The organism is Microcoleus sp. BROC3 (assembly GCF_036702515.1).
GTDB lineage: Bacteria > Cyanobacteriota > Cyanobacteriia > Cyanobacteriales > Microcoleaceae > Microcoleus.
The window spans coordinates 144,294-163,806 of record NZ_JAUBTQ010000006.1 but is presented as its reverse complement, the minus strand read 5'-3'; the positions used below and the strand labels follow the sequence as shown (position 1 = coordinate 163,806).

At 49.1% G+C, this 19,513-nt stretch carries 15 protein-coding genes and 1 pseudogene; 3 read left to right on the top strand and 13 right to left on the bottom strand.

Features of this window, described 5'->3' with window-relative positions:
- Window positions 1-34 precede the first annotated feature (34 nt).
- From QUB30_RS05920 to QUB30_RS05905, 4 genes are all read right to left on the bottom strand, one after another.
- Complete coding sequence (locus tag QUB30_RS05920; protein WP_333330470.1) at window positions 35-634, bottom strand: Uma2 family endonuclease; 600 nt, start codon at window positions 632-634, stop codon at window positions 35-37.
- 111 nt (window positions 635-745) lie between these two features.
- Window positions 746-1,636, bottom strand: coding sequence for a methylenetetrahydrofolate reductase (locus QUB30_RS05915; RefSeq protein WP_333330467.1), 891 nt, complete (start codon window positions 1,634-1,636; stop codon window positions 746-748).
- A 138-nt stretch (window positions 1,637-1,774) separates the two neighbouring features.
- Window positions 1,775-2,785 carry a tryptophan--tRNA ligase gene (gene trpS / locus QUB30_RS05910; RefSeq protein ID WP_333067839.1) on the bottom strand — a complete coding sequence of 337 codons (1,011 nt, stop codon included), beginning with the start codon at window positions 2,783-2,785 and terminating at the stop codon, window positions 1,775-1,777.
- A 237-nt stretch (window positions 2,786-3,022) separates the two neighbouring features.
- Complete coding sequence (locus QUB30_RS05905) at window positions 3,023-4,279, bottom strand: HlyD family efflux transporter periplasmic adaptor subunit (RefSeq protein ID WP_445300468.1); 1,257 nt, start codon at window positions 4,277-4,279, stop codon at window positions 3,023-3,025.
- A 199-nt stretch (window positions 4,280-4,478) separates the two neighbouring features.
- Between QUB30_RS05905 and QUB30_RS05900 the strand changes: the two genes are divergently transcribed.
- Both QUB30_RS05900 and QUB30_RS05895 read left to right on the top strand, forming a co-directional pair.
- Window positions 4,479-4,685 (top strand): secretion protein HlyD, encoded by a 207-nt coding sequence (locus QUB30_RS05900; protein ID WP_333330463.1) that lies wholly within the window; start codon window positions 4,479-4,481, stop codon window positions 4,683-4,685.
- A 169-nt stretch (window positions 4,686-4,854) separates the two neighbouring features.
- Complete coding sequence (locus QUB30_RS05895) at window positions 4,855-5,028, top strand: hypothetical protein (RefSeq protein ID WP_333330460.1); 174 nt, start codon at window positions 4,855-4,857, stop codon at window positions 5,026-5,028.
- 398 nt (window positions 5,029-5,426) lie between these two features.
- Here QUB30_RS05895 and QUB30_RS05890 read toward each other — a convergent pair.
- From QUB30_RS05890 to QUB30_RS05850, 9 genes and pseudogenes are all read right to left on the bottom strand, one after another.
- Window positions 5,427-5,754 (bottom strand): annotated as a pseudogene (locus QUB30_RS05890) (cyanobactin maturation protease PatG family protein); the annotation flags it as partial.
- Between the two features lie 287 nt (window positions 5,755-6,041).
- A complete protein-coding gene (locus tag QUB30_RS05885; protein WP_333330457.1) occupies window positions 6,042-6,839 on the bottom strand; it encodes a DUF5829 family protein in 798 nt (265 codons plus the stop codon).
- A gap of 377 nt (window positions 6,840-7,216) precedes the next feature.
- A complete protein-coding gene (locus QUB30_RS05880; RefSeq protein WP_333330453.1) occupies window positions 7,217-11,110 on the bottom strand; it encodes a PatA/PatG family cyanobactin maturation protease in 3,894 nt (1,297 codons plus the stop codon).
- Window positions 11,111-11,338: 228 nt separating this feature from the next.
- A complete protein-coding gene (locus QUB30_RS05875) occupies window positions 11,339-12,331 on the bottom strand; it encodes a LynF/TruF/PatF family peptide O-prenyltransferase (protein ID WP_333330450.1) in 993 nt (330 codons plus the stop codon).
- Window positions 12,332-12,754: 423 nt separating this feature from the next.
- Entirely contained in the window at window positions 12,755-12,997 is a 243-nt protein-coding gene (locus tag QUB30_RS05870; protein ID WP_333330447.1) for a microcyclamide/patellamide family RiPP, read from the bottom strand.
- Between the two features lie 135 nt (window positions 12,998-13,132).
- Window positions 13,133-15,466, bottom strand: a complete 2,334-nt coding sequence (locus QUB30_RS05865; protein WP_333330444.1) for a TOMM precursor leader peptide-binding protein — start codon at window positions 15,464-15,466, stop codon at window positions 13,133-13,135.
- A gap of 49 nt (window positions 15,467-15,515) precedes the next feature.
- Window positions 15,516-16,277: a cyanobactin biosynthesis PatC/TenC/TruC family protein gene (locus QUB30_RS05860; protein ID WP_333330441.1), complete on the bottom strand. Its 762-nt coding sequence runs from the start codon at window positions 16,275-16,277 to the stop codon at window positions 15,516-15,518.
- 27 nt (window positions 16,278-16,304) lie between these two features.
- A complete protein-coding gene (locus QUB30_RS05855; RefSeq protein WP_332957236.1) occupies window positions 16,305-16,556 on the bottom strand; it encodes a cyanobactin biosynthesis system PatB/AcyB/McaB family protein in 252 nt (83 codons plus the stop codon).
- 96 nt (window positions 16,557-16,652) lie between these two features.
- Window positions 16,653-18,647, bottom strand: coding sequence for a PatA/PatG family cyanobactin maturation protease (locus tag QUB30_RS05850; RefSeq protein WP_333330437.1), 1,995 nt, complete (start codon window positions 18,645-18,647; stop codon window positions 16,653-16,655).
- A gap of 441 nt (window positions 18,648-19,088) precedes the next feature.
- Between QUB30_RS05850 and tnpA the strand changes: the two genes are divergently transcribed.
- Entirely contained in the window at window positions 19,089-19,499 is a 411-nt protein-coding gene (gene tnpA / locus QUB30_RS05845) for an IS200/IS605 family transposase (protein ID WP_445300467.1), read from the top strand.
- Window positions 19,500-19,513 lie beyond the last annotated feature (14 nt).

Below are 19,513 nucleotides of genomic sequence, written 5' to 3'. Positions count from 1 at the left end.
AGTCGATCGAGCAATTTCAAAAGTAGTTTATTAGTCAATTTTCCCGATCGCCCATTCCTCTAGAAAATTCCTCAAGCGCATCCAAAGGCGAAGCAAATAAAATGCAGCGTTTCAGCAAAGATAAGTCTAACTCAGGCAGCATTTCGCTGCTAGTAATGCGATCGTAACCTTCCTCTCGCAGATGGTAAAGCTCTAAAGTGCCGTCTTCCCAAAACCAGACTTCCGGGACTCCCATCAGTCGGTATTTCTGAAGTTTAATCGGACTACCGCTAGTAATAACTACCTCAATACACAGATCGGGAACATCTTTATCTGTTCCGAAACAATAAGACAAATCTGCTTGATACTCCACTTTACCCTCAACAATTTGACTGTAACTGCCACTGGGAAAAAATTGTATTCTATTAAATTGAAAAAAATTGCTCAGTAGCGCTGCAATCAGACATCGAGTTGCCTCGTGAGGTTTACTGATTCCCACAATTTCTAGAACTCCATCACAATAAAATAAGCGTACATTCGGCACGTCTTCAAAACCAGCTTGAATAGCCTTGAATTGATGCCATGTCAAACCGCGCCAAGTGAAACGTTGTTCGACTGGGGGAGAAGTTGTTGGGTTGTCTACAGTTTGAACCATGACTGTCCTCTTGATGTTCAAAATGGTAGCTTAGGGCGCGGGGAGGGCGGGTTTACGACATCATTAGTTTTAGACATTGATGATTTGTAAAACCCGCCCCTACGTTTAATTTTAGCTCAGTGGCTCGATTCCTGCCAAATCCAAAATTTGAGGAATTAAATCTTCTCGTTTGACGGCCATCATGTGAACTCCTTGACAAATCTGCCGCGCTAGCTTGACTTGTTCGGCAGCTATTTTTATGCCTTCCTGCAAGGGTTCGGGAGCTTTTGCTAAACGGTCGATCGTCTCTTGCGGTATATTAACTCCCGGCACGTATTTTTTAATAAATTCAGCATTTTTAGCTGATTTAAACAAAAATATTCCTGCTAAAACTGGCTTGTTGCAGCCCGCTGCAACGTGGTGCATAAACTTATCCAAAACTTCAAAATCTGTAATTAATTGACTCTGAAAAAACTGTGCTCCCGCCTCTACTTTTTTCTCGAATCGGCTTTGCAAACCAGACCAACTGGGGCATTGCGGATCGACGGCAGCACCGACAAATAAATCGGTAACTCCGTCTGTTAAAGGTTTGTCATTCCAGTCTTTGCCGCCGTTCATTTTTTGAATAACTTGCAACAGTCGAACTGATTCCAAATCGAATACACTTTTTGCTTTAGGATGGTCGCCCGCTTTGACGGGATCGCCTGTAAGTGCTAATACATTGCGAATACCTAAAGCGTGGGCTCCCATGAGATCGGCTTGCAGGCCAATTTGATTGCGATCGCGACAAGCAACTTGACAAATTGGCTCAATTCCGTGCTGCACTAAAATCGCCGAAACTGCTAGCGGACACATTCGCAAAACTGCGCGACTCCCGTCGGTGATATTAATGGCGTGCACTCGGTTTTTGAGGCGTTCAGCCATTTGAATTGTGTGAGTTATGTCGCCACCTTTTGGTGGGGCAACTTCGGCGGTAATTATAAATTCTCCGGGGGTGGTGCAGGCTGTGCGAAAACGGTTCATGATTATTTGTCTGTTATTGGTTATTTGTTATTTGACTGTTGACTGTTGGCAGGGGACTGTTAGCAGTTGTTAGTGGGCTGTTGGCAGTTGTCATTCTTAACAAGTAACCAAGAACAACTAACAACTAACAACTAACAACTAAACAGGTAAAGAATAACCGAAAGCTGTCTTCACCTTAGTTAGAGTTTGATTAGCAATAGCTTCTGCTTGTTCTCTTCCGCGACGTAGTACAGACTCTAAATATCCCGGATCGTCCATTATTTCCTTGTATTTATCCTGAATTGGTTTGAGGGCATTAATTGTCGTCTCTGTCAGCAAGGGTTTAAAATCTCCCCAACCCATGTTTTCACACTCGGTTGCTACTTCTTCCTTAGATTTGCCGGAAAGCAGGAGATAAAGCGTCAGCAAATTTCTAGCTTCGGGGCGATCGGGGTCGTCAAAAGTCAAACCCCGCACGGCATCTGTTTTGCAGCGCTTAATTTTTTTGGCGATCGTATCTGGGGAATCCAATAAATTAATTCGACTTTGTTCGGAAGGGTCGGATTTCGACATTTTGCGCGTGCCATCTGTTAAACTCATCACCCTCGCACCGTCAGTCCGAATTAACGGTTCGGGAAGTTTCAATACTGGCTTTTCGGGTGTGCCGAATTGGTGATTTAATCTGATGACAATATCGCGGGTGAGTTCCAAATGCTGTTTTTGGTCTTCTCCCACTGGCACTTTGTCGGCATCGTAAAGCAAAATGTCTGCTGCCATTAACACGGGATAATTTAGCAAGCCTGCATTGACATTTTCGCCTTGTTTAACTGCTTTTTCTTTAAACTGAATCATATCTTCGAGCCAGTTAATCGGCGTAATACAGTTGAGCAGCCATGCTAGTTCTGTGTGCGCCGAGACGTGGGATTGCACGAAAATAGTAGAATATTCTAAATCGATGCCGCAAGCTAAATAGAGTGCCGCGATCGTGTAAGTGTCGGAGGCTAGAGTTGCTGGATTGTGCGGTGCGGTAATTGCGTGCAAATCGACGACGCAGAAGTAATTTTCGTACTGACTTTGACCTTCTACCCAGTTGCGAATGGCACCGAGATAATTGCCGAGGTGAAGATTGCCTGTTGGCTGAACTCCAGAAAGAACGCGCTGTTTGCCCATGAGGAAAGAATAGAATTGAACTCACATTTCTATATTGACACGTTATTTTGATTTAAGATACTCTTGGTTGAAATTCACATCTTGCACCGTTGTCAGCAACGGGCTAGAAGCCCGTTCCACATTTAAGACATCTGTAAAGACACGGCCAGGCCGTCTCCTTACCTTTTTCAACATCTCTAAGGACACGGCCTGGCCGTGTCCTTAGCCGTAGCATTTAAGAAATGGGCTTAAAAGCAATTACCAATCTGTCAGCAACCTTGCTTTGCGTAGAACAAATGTCAGAACAGTTTCTTCGCCGGTAATAATATCGGCTCTGCCCTCCATTCCCGATTGAATCGAATACTGGCGGGGGACATTAGCCTGGGAGTTTCCGAAGAATTGACTGTTGGCGGATTTGAGTTTGGTTAAATAAGTTTGTTCGGGCTTAATTGCCACTTCGTAATAAGCTGTGCCTAAATTATTAGCGGGATTTTGAGGCGCGATCGCATCTGGGGCGATTTCGCTGACAGTTCCTTTTAACGTGCCGTAATCGGGGAAAGGCAAAGCCGAAATCCTGATCTGTACGGGTTGGCCGATTTGGATGCGGGCGATGTCTTGGGATGTCACCTTGGCTTTGACTACCAGGGGTACGTCGCTGGGGACTATTTGAGCGATCGCGCTGCCGGCTTGTACGGTTTGACCAGTATTTCGTACTTCCAATCTGAGAATTGTACCATCAGTGGGCGTGCGGATCACGCTATTTTCGAGTTTTAACTCAATTTGATTTAGTTCTTTTTTAGCTTGAATTAATTGTTGTTGAATGGACGATCGCTTGACTAGCAAAACCCGCCGACTTCTGCCCAGTCTTTCGGCGACATCCGGCAGCGATGTGGCGAATTTTACTAAAGCGGATTCGATTAATTCCTGTTGGGCGGAACTTTCACTTTGGATGCTTTTAAATTGGGCGCTGGCCAAAATTTGATTTTCTAAGTCGCGCAGTTGCTGGTTGATTTGCTGTGCTGCTGTTTGAGACTGATTAATTATTTCTTCTAACTGCTTTTTTTGAGCGTCCAAACGCGAAGCGTCTACAACTGCGATCGCATCACCTTCTTTTACTGTCTGATTCTCGCTGACAGCAATGCTTTCGACGGTTCCTTCGGTTGCTGCTTGCACGACGCGCACTTCTCCGGCCGGACGGACGATCGCGCCTGCTTTGACTGTAGCGCTGTATTTGGTGACGCTAGCAAGGGCGATCGCCCCGCCAAAGGTCGCCACCATCAAAATGCCCCCCAAAGTCGTCCAGCGGCTGACAGGGGGCAAAAACTGGTCGTTATCAAAGGTTTCAGTGGGTGTGGCTTCGGGAGTGAGAGACATGGCGGCAAGGGGGGAGAGGGGAATAGTTTGGAGTTTTGAGTTTTGAGTTGGGGGGGAGGGAGAGATCGATCGCTGATTTCTTTTGTCACCTTTATTCTCAGCTTTCCGGAAATCAAGAATAGGTTTAGAAGTTTCAATCAAAATTCACAGGGTCAAGGTAAAAATCCGCACAGCTTTGCCGTTCTCACCCACAAACTTCGCCAAATATCAAGACTGGTGAAGCCTGCGGGCTACAGTCATGCAAATATGGGGTTTCTGCAATGAGTTTTGGCACTGTTACCGGGTTTTTCATGTATGCGTAGGTAGTAAGTAAGTACATAGGTATTAATAGGAGTTCTTTATGTCAGAAAATCAACAAAATTCACTCTTCATCGAACTCAGCGATCGAGAATCTGCTACTGTCAGCGGTGGCAGCATTACCAGCGGTGTCAGCGGTGCTAACAGCAGCAGCGATGACCTCAATATGCTGTTTTTCCTGCCGCAGCCGAGCCAGCTTTATCAGTACAATCCGAACGACTATCGCCCTTACAAAACGCTAGTGGTTTAAATAGCTGAGTCAGGTTGTGCGATCGGGTAAATTTTGAAAATTTATCCGTAACATTCCGGAGAGCGCACAGCACTAGCAGAAGTATTAGTCAGTATTTACACGAGGCTCTAGAAATTAGATAATATTTCTAGTTTACCTTCAATTTTCTAAACTTAAACGGAGTCAAATCATGAAAGAAACAAAGGACAATTCACTCTTTGCTGAACTCACCCCTGAAGAATCAGCTAGCGTCAACGGCGGTCACTATTATTCTAATCGATACAACTGTTACCGTCCGACCCGTCACGTCGTGTACCGCCGGAATTGCGACGGTTCCTTCAGAACAGTGTACCGCTACTGGTAAAGTAGAGTGCTGTCAATTCAGCTCGATCTATTGATGTGAATTCATAAAGCACCCATAAACTTATGGGTGCTTTGTTGTGTCAATTGCGTCAGTCATACAGCATAAATTTCTGAACTTTCGGGGTCGCCTGAAATTTTGCTGACTTATGGTTTGTAAGTTTTAAAATATCTTTCAAATCCCAATATTTTTTAGATTTTTTAGTCTACCTAACTAATAAGCTGAAAGCGAATTAATCTCGATCGGCACTAATCTATAAACCGAGAAGAGCTATTGATATCAAATCCGGTAGCATTGGAATTAATATTAACCACAGTCAGGACACGGCAGTGCCGTGTCCCTACCCCGATTAATTGTAGGGACACGGCACTGCCGTGTCCTCTATATCATGTCGCTTGACTTTATTTTGAGCGAGATGGCAATGACCAGCTATTTACCTCACCCAAAGTCACCGGCATCGGCTGCACCACATCAAGGGTAAAGCGGAAGACTTTGCGCGCCCGACGACTAATGTCCGGGTCGAAGAACTCAAGCTTGACATCCCAAGAGTCGCTGTTGATGCGACAAAAGGGGCTTTTTTCGACTGTAATGCTGTCGAGTTGACGACCCTGGACGATCCGAGTAAAGGTCGAAGTCGCTTGGAAGATGTTGGTGGCGGCGAAGTTGAGGGCGCGAAGTCTGCCCCAAATTATGTAAGTCGTGATAGACGCGATTTAGGAAAGGAGTTAAGGATTCGCGCATTATATGGTTTCCGGTAGCATCGGAATGATACCGAGGACACCGCGAGAGCCCGGTGTCCCTACGCCGATTGATTGTAGGGACACGGCAGTGCCGTGTCCTGACTCTGGGTAATATTAATTCCGATGCTACCGGAGTTGATATTAGACATCTCTCTATTAGAATAAAATTATCAAAATAGAGTGTTGCGAAACTTCGTTGAAACTATGGACAATAATCGACAATTAATTTATCCTATTTAGTCTAGGAGAGCCTTATTTTTTAACTTATTGCTTCAGTTATCCAAACTGCCAAATTGCCAACTCTCCACCCACATTTAACTGTGCATTATCACCGAAAGTGAACTTTCTTTCCTGATGAACTTGATCCTTCATGGTACAAAAAACCTTGCGAATTCGATAACTGGGAGCAACTTTCTGAGATACTTGTAAAGTAAAACCATCAGAACGATAGGTAGTAATATCTCCTACGCAAGATGAGTCATAGCCAAAGACTCGAAGTAGTAATGCTAGTTCCTCGTGTTCCGCTAAAGTCAATTCCAGATGAACTTCTGAAATGTCGTCAAATAAAGAAGTTTCGGAAGTAGCAAGGTTTTTCAGATAAGCAGCACGGTCAAAGCAACCAGCACTGGTAAGCTTGATGTTTTTATAGTCTAAATAATCCCGATCAAATTCCATCAACCACGCACTGAAGGCTTCTTTCTCTGATTTGAGCGCCAAATAATTAAACCAGGGCACTTTTCCATCTTCGGTTTGACGAACTTGCAAACCAGAAAACGTTTCTTGGGCTACTAAGGATTTTAGCTTTCCATCTACAATATCAATCTGTCCTGCTTGTTTACTATTGAAACCTATACCCGAAAAACCTTCCCTCAACCCTTCCGCACCCCCTGGAGGAAAAAGCTCAATATAGCTATGTTTTCCCCTGAGATAAGTTCCCGCCCAACTCTCTCGATCAGTTTCTACGGTATCTCTGGATATTGTGCAGAATTCTTGGCTAATGAACTCTGATTTGGCTATTGACTCTAGCGTTTCTGTGTCGAGAGTAACATATAAATGGTTAAATTCTATCCCCATGTTTTTACTTCTTGAGCCTTAGTAATACAAATTGTGCTTGTGGAACAGACAAGATGCCTGTTGATAAAAAGTAAGCAGAGGTAGGGACACGGCAATGCCGTGTCCCTACGGGGAGCGATCGAGAAGCGGGTGTACTTCATAAACAACGTGGAATCTGCTGTAAGTCGTGCCAAGGTAAGCTGCCACGCATCTAAATTGTATTTTTGGGCGGGCGGGACACCCCACAAGAATTTGCTCGAATTTGACTGTCAAATTTAGATGTGCCTCAGCTTATTAGGATTATTCCTAAAATTACGAGTACCTTGAAGGAAATTCTGGAATTGCCCAGAAGCTCACGCCATACCGACCCTTGTGGCGCGAGCCCGTCACCGGTGCGTTCAACTCTCTTTACTAGGGAGTGACCAGCTTCTCACCTCACCCAAAGTCACCGGCATCAGAAGCACCACATCAAGGGTAAAGCGGAAAACTTTGCGCCCCCGACGATTATTGTCTGGGTCGTAGAACTCAAGCTTGACATCCCAACAGTCACTGTTGATGCGACAGAAGGGGCTTTTTTCGACGTTAATGGTGTCGAGTTGCCGACCTTCCGCGATCGCCCGAGCAAAGGTCAAAGCCGCTTGGAAGATGTTGGTGGCAGCGAAATTGAGGGCGCGATCGCGCGAAGTCTGGCCCACATTGCGAAGATCGTTGTAGACTCGGTTGAGGAAGGCTGTCAGAGCCTGTTGCACGAGGGGTGCTTGGGCTTCGTCCACCTGACGAGAGATTGCCGCCATCGCCGAGTTCACCAGGGTATTGACTTTCCAGCCGTACATTCCCCGCGCGTAAGGTACCGTCACTACAGGCACAACCTCACCGGAGGAGAGTTCCACCGTGCGGTTGGTGCGTCGGGCGGGTATGCTGACCCGCTCCACAAAATCATCGCTGGCTTCTGGCTCGAGTTGCCCCGCCAACATCAGCACAAACATCTCGTAGACCTCGCCGTCCGGTGACTCTAGGGCATATATCGTGTCTCCATCGAGGCTCAAGGTCCAGATCAGGGAACGGCCTTCATCTGGATTGCGATCGAGGTGCTCGACCATCTGGCGAGCATCGTAGGGGTCTGCCGGCACCGTGATGCCGTTTACTTCGGCGGGAGCCATCTGTTGTTGGAAAGAGTCGCGGCGGGTTTCATCTCCAAAGTCGTAGCCGATCGTCCCTAGGGCGTAAACGTTGCCAGAGTAGGCGGTGCTGGCTTCCACAGTGCCTGTGTCTGCGGGAGTCGCGGCGGCGGTGACGGGTTCCTCGGCAGGAGTGGCGGGCAAGACAGCAGGCATCGCTGCACTGGCAACAACCTCTTGGGTACTGGGGGAGGCCTGACTCGCGAGGGGGGCGGCATAGCCTGCCCGTTCGGTGCGGATCACTTTGTCGCCCGCGAAGGAAATGGTGAGGGAGGGTTGCCCAAACAGCACTCTCATTGCGCCGGGGATATTGACAAAGCCGCGCAGACAGCGTTCTGGTTTTTCTGCGTCGCAGGGAATCGCGGTATTGAGCAGTGCTATTCGGACGGCTTCGGCATCAATGGGTTTACCCTGTTGCAGTTGCAGACTCATTAGCAGCGCAGAAATACCCGTCATCACCGGGGCTGCCATGCTGCTTCCTGTTACGCGCACGGGTTTTTCGGTGCAGGGTTGCGCCCCTAGAATATCTTCACCCGGAGCCAGGATACCTTCTTCTGTGTTGTTGCCGCCCCAGTTGCTAAAGTCGGACGGCGTACCATCGACTTTTGCGGCTCCCACTGCCAAAATTCCCGGCACCACGGCAGGCAGACACCAGGATTTGTTGAAATTGTTCCCTACAGGCGCGACGATCAAGATATTGTTGTCTTGGCATTTCTTAATCGCTTGGAGAAGAATCTCTTCCCCTTCACTGGTTTGGGTGGGGCGACAAAAAGCGCAGTGGATAATATTTGCTCCCAATTCTAAGGCTAAATCAAAAGCGCGGGCGAGGTTAAGAGGAGACAGCACATCGTTATAGTTACCTACTTCATCGTCAGACTTACCTTGTACTAGGGCATCGTGGGGCATATTGATTACCCGGCATTTGGGAGCCACGCCGAAAACAGGGCTGTGCTCTTGACCGACGATTGTACTGGTGACGTGGCAAGCATGGTCGTTGATTTCAACCCGCGTCCGGATGTCTTCTGGTAAGGCAGCGTCGATCGCGGCTTGTTTCTCTTTACCCTTGAGCCCCTTATCCCTGATTGCTTGAAAGCTGGCATAATGTTCTGGGCCGATCGGATCTGCTGGTTCGTGCCAGTAGGGAAAAACCTTGGAGACTTGAGCTCCGGCAAAGCAGGATAATGTGTAATCTGGGTCGCCGTCTAGAATTACGATCGTGATGCGGGGGTCGCCGAGGGTTTGGTTGTGGAGTTCAGCTAGTCCGGGGATGCGATCGTCGAGGTCGTGGGGGTGGAGTGCGATCGATAGTTTGGTTGCAGAAGTTTCAACTTCACTGGCTGAAACCGCCGCCGACTCGCTTTCACCCTCAGCAACACTGGATGAATCTGGAGTCTGGGAGAGCAGATCTGAAGGAGCCAAGTCAACAGCCTCAGCACCCGTGTCCTCAACTTGCGCTGAGGTATTTTCAGGACTTTCCCACACCTCATCTGGCAGAATTTTTGCCACTCGCCCAACTGACTCAAGCTGATTTCCCAATACTTCTGTCTCAGTAGACTCAGATTCAGCCTCAACTCCACCAAATTCAATCTCACTAGCTGAGACCATAGCCTCAGTCAACCCTTCCGCGTCATCAACCTCAATCGACTCCAACCCACTTGCTTCGACATTGCGGTTGGGCAATGACCCGATCATAAATTCTCCGACAGCCGACTCTTCCACATAGTCTAGACCCGTCGCCCGACCAAAAGCATCGCTATCTCCACCCCCCAATGCACAGGTAGCCAGACCCATATTGGTTGCCACCAAGTAAAAGTTTTGCTGTAGCACCCCAACGTGCTTAAGCACCAAGGCATAACCGACAGAGCGATAGCGACGAAAGAGCCGACCAAATCGCGCTGTAATTACCAGAAGGACTTGTGGTGTTCCCAAACCGTCTGGGAGGTTGTTCGCAACGATGTTATAGCCTGACAGAGCAAAGATATTGCCTTGTGGCCCCATAATCTGCTCGAGTTGATGGTTCAATGGGTCGTAGTGATACAGCCCTGTGTCCAACCCTTCACATCGTCGCACCACCGGATAAATCTCTAGCTCATACATCGCTCCACCGTTAGGGTACGGCCGACGGCTCAACTCGCCATAGTCAATATCTGCTTTAAAATCTAGTATTTCTCGCCAATTCTTACCTAACAACTCTTCTATGCCAATTAATTCCTTAACACGGGCAGTGCGATACAGTAGTTCGCTTAGTTGCTCGATCGAGATCGGATGGTTATCGTCATATTCTCGAACCGATTTTCGTGCTTCGATCGCTTCCGTCAGCGTCGCATCGTTATACATCAAAGCGCCCAAATTCGGATGCGGCAGTGGCACAATCCTGTCGCTCATGGGCGGCTTCACCACTGGGAAATCTGACCACTGCTCAATGTCATTGTCTATGCCTGGGTAGTCGTGGCGACCGCCGCGGCTGCGGCTGTGAAACAGCAGGTTATGAAAGTCCCAAAGCTGCAGCGAGGGAGGTTCAGGGTCAGCCGTCAGAAACCCCGCGGCCCACAGCAAATTGAGGAACTGATAGGCGGTTTCTGGTCCGAGGTAGGGCGGTGGCGTCAGTGTTGCTAAGGTTTGGGGCTGGGCGAGTTGAGCCAGCAGCGCACTTGCTCGCCAGTCGAGAAGCTTGACCCGAAACTTGGAGAGGGGGGACTCCAGCACCATTGTGCCTTCGTAGGAATGTTGATAGGCAAAGCGGGAGAGGCCCAGACGGGTTTGTGTCCAGTAGGGTTCGGTCAGATTCAATTCGGCAGATTCCACCATCGGAACCGCCACTGCCAGCGGCAACACGGCGTAACTCAACCAACCCCGCTCATCCAATTGTTGTAGCGTCAGTGCAAACTGTTCCCCGGCTGCCCGACCATCAAGTTCGGCTAACCCTTGCACGAGAGATGCGGTGGTGGTGTTGCCTTCCTTGAGACGATCGAGAGCAATACCGATTCCGGGCGTTGTGGCAAGGGTTAGCAAAGCGGTCGGATCGGATTCTGCCGAGTGCAGGGTGTAGTAGTCTTCGGCGCTTTTGACTTGGACAAAAGGGTTGAGGGAAACAGCGAAAGGGTGATTGCTCATGGCGATGGACAATTACAAAACACAATTAGGTGGGTTAGTCGATGACAGCAGAGTGTTTGCTACAGATGATTGACGGGGAGACTAGGGGAGAGGGTGACGGGGAGATTGATATGTAGCGTTCTTTTTTGGATTTCATATTACTGTTTGATTCTGACAAAATTACAACCCTGAAATTGATCTGTTATTCTAACTTTTCGATCTCGTCGCCCGAGTTATTTTCAATAAAAATCAAAAAACCGGATGCGGTTGACATTCGTCACGTTTATTGTAGTAAAAACAAAAGTTTTCTAATCGACTGTTCTCTAACTCTTGCTCTGTAACAGCCACAGCAGCAAGTGTGATACAACTTTGACTTTGACAAAAATTATAGACTCTATCACCTAAGCTATTAAATATAAAATATTTTGGTATGTCTTTGACGTTTTGGAAGTAAAACCATAAGACTGGCGTTGCATAAGCTTTAGAGAAGCTTGCCATGAGGAAATATGCTCCCCTAAAAATGGAATTCACTTTCTGTGAACAATATTTTTGCATATAGGGTGTGAGATACTTTCCTCTGTTTCCTATTGCTCCAGGTTGTGCTGGAGCCATAGGATATAGCTCCACATGACTGCGACCATCAAAGAAAAGTTCAAAACCGATGACGATCGTATCTCTAATCAAAACCTGTGTTAACTCATCTGAGTAGTGACCACCATCGAGAGCGATCGCTGTCCTTGCTAATTCTTCAGGATCTTCCTTTTCGTCGAGATGGATGTACAGCATAACACTGGAATCTTCAAGTTTTGAACCCAAATGAATGCCAATCGTGTTATTCATGATTTTTCTGGAGCCAATATGTGCTGCTGCAAACTGCTCAAACGCTTCACGATTAATATGTATACCCAGCCGCTTCTCGATTTTATTCAATAATTTAAAAGCATGAGTTAGCGATTCCGGCCAAGTCTTTCCAAAATCATTACAAACTTCAAAACGCCCTGCTAGTAGTCGGCTCCCTTCAACTTTGCAAGAAGATTCAATACCACAAGAACCTTCTATCTCCAGAATTGCCTCTTCAAACAGACGAAGAGGGAACATTGGTTCAACATCAAAAACCTCTTGATGAGTTCGGACAAACTGAAGACGGCGGTCTTTGAGATGATTATTTTGAAGTATAGAAGTTAGGGACATCATCTTATACCAATTTTGGATTTTAGATTTGGGATTTTGGATTAAAACCAATAGGCTATTCCAGACTTTTGAATCAAGACTTCCTATGCCAATTTGGTATTAGTAAGGTACATCGCATCACTATCATTTTTGTTGCCAATCTCAAGAGAGTACCTAACTCTAACGAAAAGTACGGATGGCCTTTTTACCAAAAAATATGTAATGCAAGTTAATCGCTACTGGAATTGACCTAATGGGAATTAACTTCCCATTTCTCACACCGCTAAAGCCCAAAGCTTTGTAGCGGTGGTTTTCTGGGAAGTGTAAGATGAAGACGAGGTAGATGAAGGTAGTGTACAAAACTCAGGATCAAGTAAAGTTTTGAACGCAACTCGACATCTTCAACCTCGTCAACAACACACAGCCTAGGAAATCACTGCGATGGTAACTGGAATTTAACTGTCGTACCACTAAAGTGAGCTAGGCTCTATCTCCTTATTCGTCGAAGGAGGACAGGCAACCTGTGTAAGATGCTTCCGCACCATCGAAGGAGGACAGGCAACCTGTGTAAGATGCTTCCGCACCATCGCAGGAGCACATGGACAGACTGTAAGATGCTTCCGCACCATTACCACCGAGAGCTTCCTCAGAGAGTTCAGCCAAGTAGCTGGGGAGTTTACCAGTGGTGCTCCGCATCACTGGTTTGCCTTGTTGGGGCAGAATGTTCTTCTTATCCATGAGTAATTTCCTCATTTTGTTGTTTGGTTTGTTGACCCGTTGAGGTGGGTCAATCCTCTTCTTCCTTGGGAAGAAGCCTAGTAGGGCGACATCTGGTATGTAGCGAAGCCTGTCGCCCGCAAACTTTAAAAAGACTTAAAAGGGTATCGTCATGGGGTTCATCTCTGCCTCAGCCAGGGGCGCGCTTCGCCATCCCAACTTCACCGGCACATCATAGAGCCGCCCTGGACCCAACCGCGACCAAAAGGTTCGCATTCCCGGTATAATCACTTTGACCACATTCAAGCCGATGTCCGGTCGCGTCTGGTCTAGCACCAAGGTTTCTAGCCCTACGGCTTGGGCAATCCCCACACAGGTCTTCACATCTGTATAGATGTCATCACTCCAACGCTTGGGGTAATCATTGGCGGTCTTCAGCGGCTGCGATACATCTGGGACTAAACAGGGATGACTGGCTCGAGTCACTCCTAGCCACCAGTCTTTCGACTCACCCTTGAGCCTATCGTCGGGAATTTTGTCGATCTCCAGCCCAAGTTGGTTCACCTCAGTGAGGGTGCGAAGAATGGCAATCTTCGGGTCGAGGTGTGCCCCAAAACCTATAGCTATCCGCTCTGAACTTCCCACCGTGCGATACGATACGCCCGCAAACGCCGGAATCCCCAAGTCAGCAGTCAAATCCAGCACCCATAGTTCCCGGTTCAGTTCCCGGTAGAACTGCTGCAACTGAACAAAATACGGCTCATCAAAGCTACTGAGATCCACCCCCGGACGGCTGAGGCGGTTGTACCACCACAAAGCTACACAGTCGCGCTCCACCAGTTCCATGAACCCTTGCAATATTGCCTCTTCCAGGGTGTTGCCCGCTGCGTTACCGTTGGAATCCGCCTTACAGAAGCGATAATCTTCCGGCATAGGATATCGGTAGTAGCAAAAGGCAGTGGGTACATATTTCTGCGTCTGCGCGGTCAACGACCACACCGGAGTCCAGTCAATTGCTTGACTTGGATCAAACCGATGGGGAATCCAGCGATAGGCTGCCTCTGTACCCTGAGCGTTCAAGCTCTCCCGGTTGGCATACTGCTCATCGCTAAAGTACAAACACTGCTCCGGATGAATCGCCAAGTCTCCTAGCTCCGCCAGGGTTGCCCGTTTGCGGGGTTCGTCTCCCTGAAAGATGCCCGAATAGCGTTCCACTGCCTCACAGAAACCACTCGCCCGGGATTGGCTATCGGTCTTGCCTTTACCAGAACTCTTGTAGTTTAGGGTATTGCGTAGCCCCCGCAGCGTAACGGCGCTGCCGAAGCTATGCACCGCCCGGTAGGTGTGTACCAAGGGATTAGTTGGGTCAGAGACCCGCACCAGTTCCGTTACCACTCCCGTTACGGGGCTGAGCAAGTGCTGGTATTTCTGCAAGGTCTGCTCTGGGGTGGTGGAACGGTGGCCACCATCGTGGGTGAAGTGCTTGCGGCGCGATTCTAGCTTTAGCGGTTCAAACCCTTGCCGCTGCAAAATTCCCGAGTCCCCACAGGTCGGACATTGCGGCCGCTTCATCAAGATATGGCTTTTCAAGTCCAGAATTGTCTGGTTGAAGGTGATCACCTTGCCGTCCAGGGTGGGGAAGCGTGCCGTTCCCGGCGCAGTGGCATTGACGTGTTGCTTGACAATCCACTTGGCGATCTCGGTGGCGGCGAACTGTAGCCCCGTTTGCAGGGTCGAAGGCAGCGTCGCCCGTGCCGTGGGCAAGCAGCCTAATACACGCCCGTTCTGACCATTGCGCTCTTGCTGGGCTTGTTTTTGCACCAAGACCGACGACTCAACTTCGCGGTTGCCCCGCAGCCGATGAGCCAGACAGCTCCAACACCCCGTTTTTCCAGGCACAAACACCGGTCCCAACCAGAGGACACTGCCCACAGGCTTGACGAGCAGCCAAGTTTGTTGGTTCTCTAGAGCCTGCTTGTTGATGGTCGCTAGTTCGGGCTGCAAATAGTCATCGGTCAAAACGATGTTGAGCGCCGCCTCCGAACCCGCGTCTGTGGGGTTTTGCACCGGAATGCCCATGTCCCGCAGGGCAGTTGCGAGGGCAGCAAGGGTTACTTCACTGATGTTATCGCCCACCGTTGTCAGCGTGACCGGCTGCTGTAGCCCCTGGGCCGCCACGGGGGGTGCAATCCCTAACTCGCTCCAAAATGCCGCCACTTCCGAGGATAGTTCCGGGGCAACCTCGGTGAGGTAGCCTTTCTCTGCGAGGCGATCGAGCACATAGTCAATGTGTTCCGCTGGGACTGCCCCATCAAATTTTTCGACAATCTGCTCCCGGGTGTGTTGCCCATTCAGCAGAGGCACGATTTGACAGTAGAGTTGCCCGCTGAGGGCGTAGTTGCTCTGTTCAGCAAGGAGGTAGACTTGGTTTGGCTCGATCGCCTCGACATGAAAGTGCGGCTTAATTTGGAGCAGTGTGGTTGATTGCATAGAGCGAACAGTCAGTCATTAAGTGGACGATAACAAGACAGGCTAGGGATTAGGTCCAGATGCGGCCCCGGCGGAAGGGTTTAGGGTGTCTCTGTGACTTCTTGGCTTGCTTCTTGGCGTAGTCGCACCAGTAGGCATAATCTTGCAGCCCGGTCTGGGAAGTAGGCACGTAAGACTTTTTCTCTTCAGGGGTCGAGGAGACTTCCGAGGGTGTTACTTCTGTTTTCTCCTTAGCCGTTTCCTTTTTCTCATTAGCCATAGTTTCCTTAGTTTCCTTAGTTTCCTTGGGTGTTTCAGGTGTTTGGAGGGTTTGCGGTTGCTGGGGAGCCACCACCCCCTCTAGCTTGAGGTAGTCGATCCGGTGTGCACCATCTCCCAACCCACCAGCAGTGGTCAGGGTCAGGGTATGTTGGCCAGCGCTGAGGGCTGGCAAGGGAATCTGGGTTTTGGTTGGCTTGCCTGACCCGATCCCGACGAGTTCGGTCACTGGCTCACCATCAACCCAGAGGGTGTCAACTTGAGAGCCAAAAAAGTTGTAAAAGAGCGTAAGTTCGCCTGTGCTGTAGCTTTGGGCAAGGGTGAACTGGATATTCAGTTTGTCGGTGGAAAAAAGCTGCTTTCCTTTGCTCTGCGGTTTGGTCTTGCGACCGGGAACCACGAGCAACGATGGCATCTGGGGCTGGTTAATCGGGTCTCGATCTGACCCAACAACGTAGGTAAATTCCTCTTGCCAGCCGCCTACCTGCGAAAACTCTTGACCTCCTTTACCAGCTTGACCAATTTGCCATAGGGTTTCAGTTTGCTGAGGCATCGTGATTAGGGGCTTATCAGTGGCTCGTTAATAAAATCGTCCCATGCCCCCAAAGCCGCCCCAGCCCTGGCTGGCTGTACTCTGGCTGGCACTAGAGTGCATTACTTGGCTGAAACTGCGGTTGGCATAGGCTGAAGGATCGTTATAGTTAGCGCCATGGAGCAGATCCATCCGAATATGCACCAAATCCTCGGTAAGACCATCTTCCACATCCACGCACAGCGCAGGCTGGATGAAATGAGGCCGTTTGACGGGGGGAGACAATATAGGAAGTCGCATGGTTGAGGATTCTCCGTATCGATAGGGTGAACAAATCTAGATGTCTTGGCGAGAGTCCATTTTGTTGTGGCACTCTCACCCCAATTGTATTGCCCTTTAATACGGTGAAGACCAAGAACGAACTTCGCCCAATGTGACCGGAATCAGATCGCTGACATCAATGGTGAAGCGGAAAATCTTCTTAGCACGGCGGTTGTTTTCAGGGTCGAAGAACTTCAGCTTCACATCCCAGCAGTCGCTATCCATGCGACAGAAGGGGCTTTTCTCAACAGTAATGCTGTCGAGTTCCATGCCGACGGCAACCGCTTCGCTGAAGGTTCGGGCCGCTTGGAAGGCGTTGGTGACGGAGAAGTTCAGGGCGCGGTCTTGGGAAGTGGTTCCTAAGTTGCGGAGGTCGTAGTAGATGCGGTTGAGGAAGCCATCTAGGGTGTTGCGGATGCGGTCTTCGTCAGCAGTGCCGTCTTCAGCTTGAACCGCTGCCATCGCCTCTCTCACCAAGCTGTTGACTTTCCAACCGTAGATGCCGCGGGTGCTTTGGGGTTCAACCACCGGGATAACTTGACCGGAGAAGAGCTTGACTTTGCGCCCGGTCAAGATGCCGGGGATGCTGACGCGCTCAACGTATTCGGCATCGTTTTCGGGTTGGATTTGACCGGATAGCAGTTCGTGGAGAGCGCGGTAGGACTCGGCTCCGAAGGGACCCGTGGGGTCGATCGCATAGACGGGAGTCAGTTCAATGTTAAGCGTCCAAATGAGCGATCGCGCCTCAGAAATATTGGCGTCCAGGTAATCCACCATCTGGCGGGCGTCGTAGGGGTTCGCTGGCACCATCACCCCTCCCCCTATGTCAAACGGCGGCATCAGTTGCTTGAACGAGTCCCGGCGGGCTTCGGTTCCGAAGTCATAGCCGAGGGTTCCTAGGGCATAAACAATCTGGCCGAGATCCGGAAGTTCGCTGGGGGCTTGGCTGGCGGTGACGGAGTTAGCAGTTATGTGGGGCATCATTGGTTGTTGGGTTACAGGTGTAGGAAACGATTGCATCAAGTTTTGCAAGTTGGGGGTGTTGCTAGGGACAGCCTCAGCCGCTCCTGGCTTGGCGGCAGCAGCAACCAAGCTAGGAGCCGGTTGCCCTTGATTAGCCATCGCTTCACTGGCCTTGGTTAAGCCCCCATCACAACCGCAGCCTGCGGCTTCTACTTCTGATGCACCCACCGATGCGAAATTCTCAGCCATATTTCCTCCTTTTTTTAATAACGTTATGGCTCCAGAGATGTTCAGTCTGCCCGCCAGACACCGACGGGTTTCTTCGGGCAAGTCAGGGTCGCAGGGTAAGGCACTCTGCAACAACACTTGACGAATTTTTTGGGGGTCGGGGGTTTCTCCCTGGTCCCGCTGAAGACTCAGCAGCACGGCTGCTACACCTGAGACAATCGGAGTGGCGAAGCTCGTACCGCTCAGGCGGTCGGTGCCACCACCGGGTTTAGCTCCTAGGATGTCCTTGCCAGGAGCAAGGATGCCTTGGTCTTTGTAGGCTTCGCCCCAGTTGCTAAAGTCCAGGGGTTTGCCATTAGCATCCATCGCCCCTACCGCTAGCACAGAGGGCAAGGCAGCGGGTACGTGCAAGCAATCGCAACTATTGTTGCCAGCCGCAGCGACGAGCAAGACGTTGTTCTCTCGGCACAGACGAACGGCATTCCGCAACCAGCCATCGGCCTCGCCATAGTCGGTCAGTTGACCCCCACTGAGGTTGATAACGTGGGCGCCGGCATTGACTGCTTGCTCGATCCCTCTAGCCAAATCTAGCTGGGAAGTTTTGAGGCGATCGTCGGCGAAGACTGGCACAATTATCCCCTTACATTTGGGAGCTATTCCCTCCACCGGACTGCCCGGTTGCCCAAAGATAATGCTGGCAACGTGGGTTCCGTGGGTGGACATATTGCCACCGATCTGGGCATCACCTTTAACCAAAGTGGGCAGATACCTTAGGTCTGCGCCTTGAAAGCAAGGATGATTTTGGTCAACAGGACCATCCAAAACGGCAATACAAATATTACTATCTCCCTGGGAGAGCGTACTTAATGTATCTAGCATTTAAACGTATTTATTCCCAACACTAATCAGCATAGAGTTGTTTTTTTACACCTGTTTTTTTACACCTATTGATAGCTGCGTTTTCACATTCCATATGAGGTATGAAAAGCAGGCTGCTTGAATTTTAGTCTTTGAAAAAAGACGAGCTGGACAGTTTTTTGAACCCTAGGGATTAGTTGTAGTGCAGCACAATCCTATGCTTGCCAGATGAGCGAGCTGAGGATGACCGGGGATCGCTCGTCTAAGTTGGCTAGCTGCTGGTTGTGTAGCGCTATACTAAAAACTTGAAAATAATAAAAACATACTGAGCAGAGTTTAGGCAAGTGATTCTACACATTTCTTATTATTTGGAGAAATTTTGTACTGCTATCGTGCCTTCATCCTGTTAAGCTTAGTTGGTATGTATTTGGGATTATAGGTTGGTCTGCATAAATAAAGACTATGTATAGAAGGGAAAGGCATAGCGTTACAGACCTAAAAATTCACTTGGTCTGCGTAACAAAATATCGAAAGTCCGTATTCACGGACGATGGGCTGGATTTGGTTGAAAAATCTTTCCGAGAAGTAGCTCGACAGATGAATTTTCAGATATTAGAGTTCAATGGCGAAGGCGATCAAGTTCACGCACTGATTGAATACCCGCCCAAGCTGTCTGTTTCACAAATAGTAAACGCACTCAAAGGCGTATCTAGTCGCCGTTACGGACAAGCTGGATACCAGAAACCAGACCAAGAATCTTTGTGGAGTCCTAGTTACTTTACCGTTTCTGTTGGAGACGCACCAATTGAAGTTTTGAAGCAGTACATCAAAGACAAAAATCGCCCTAGAAGCACGAGGATTAAATCCCGTTAATGTCGGTCATTGCA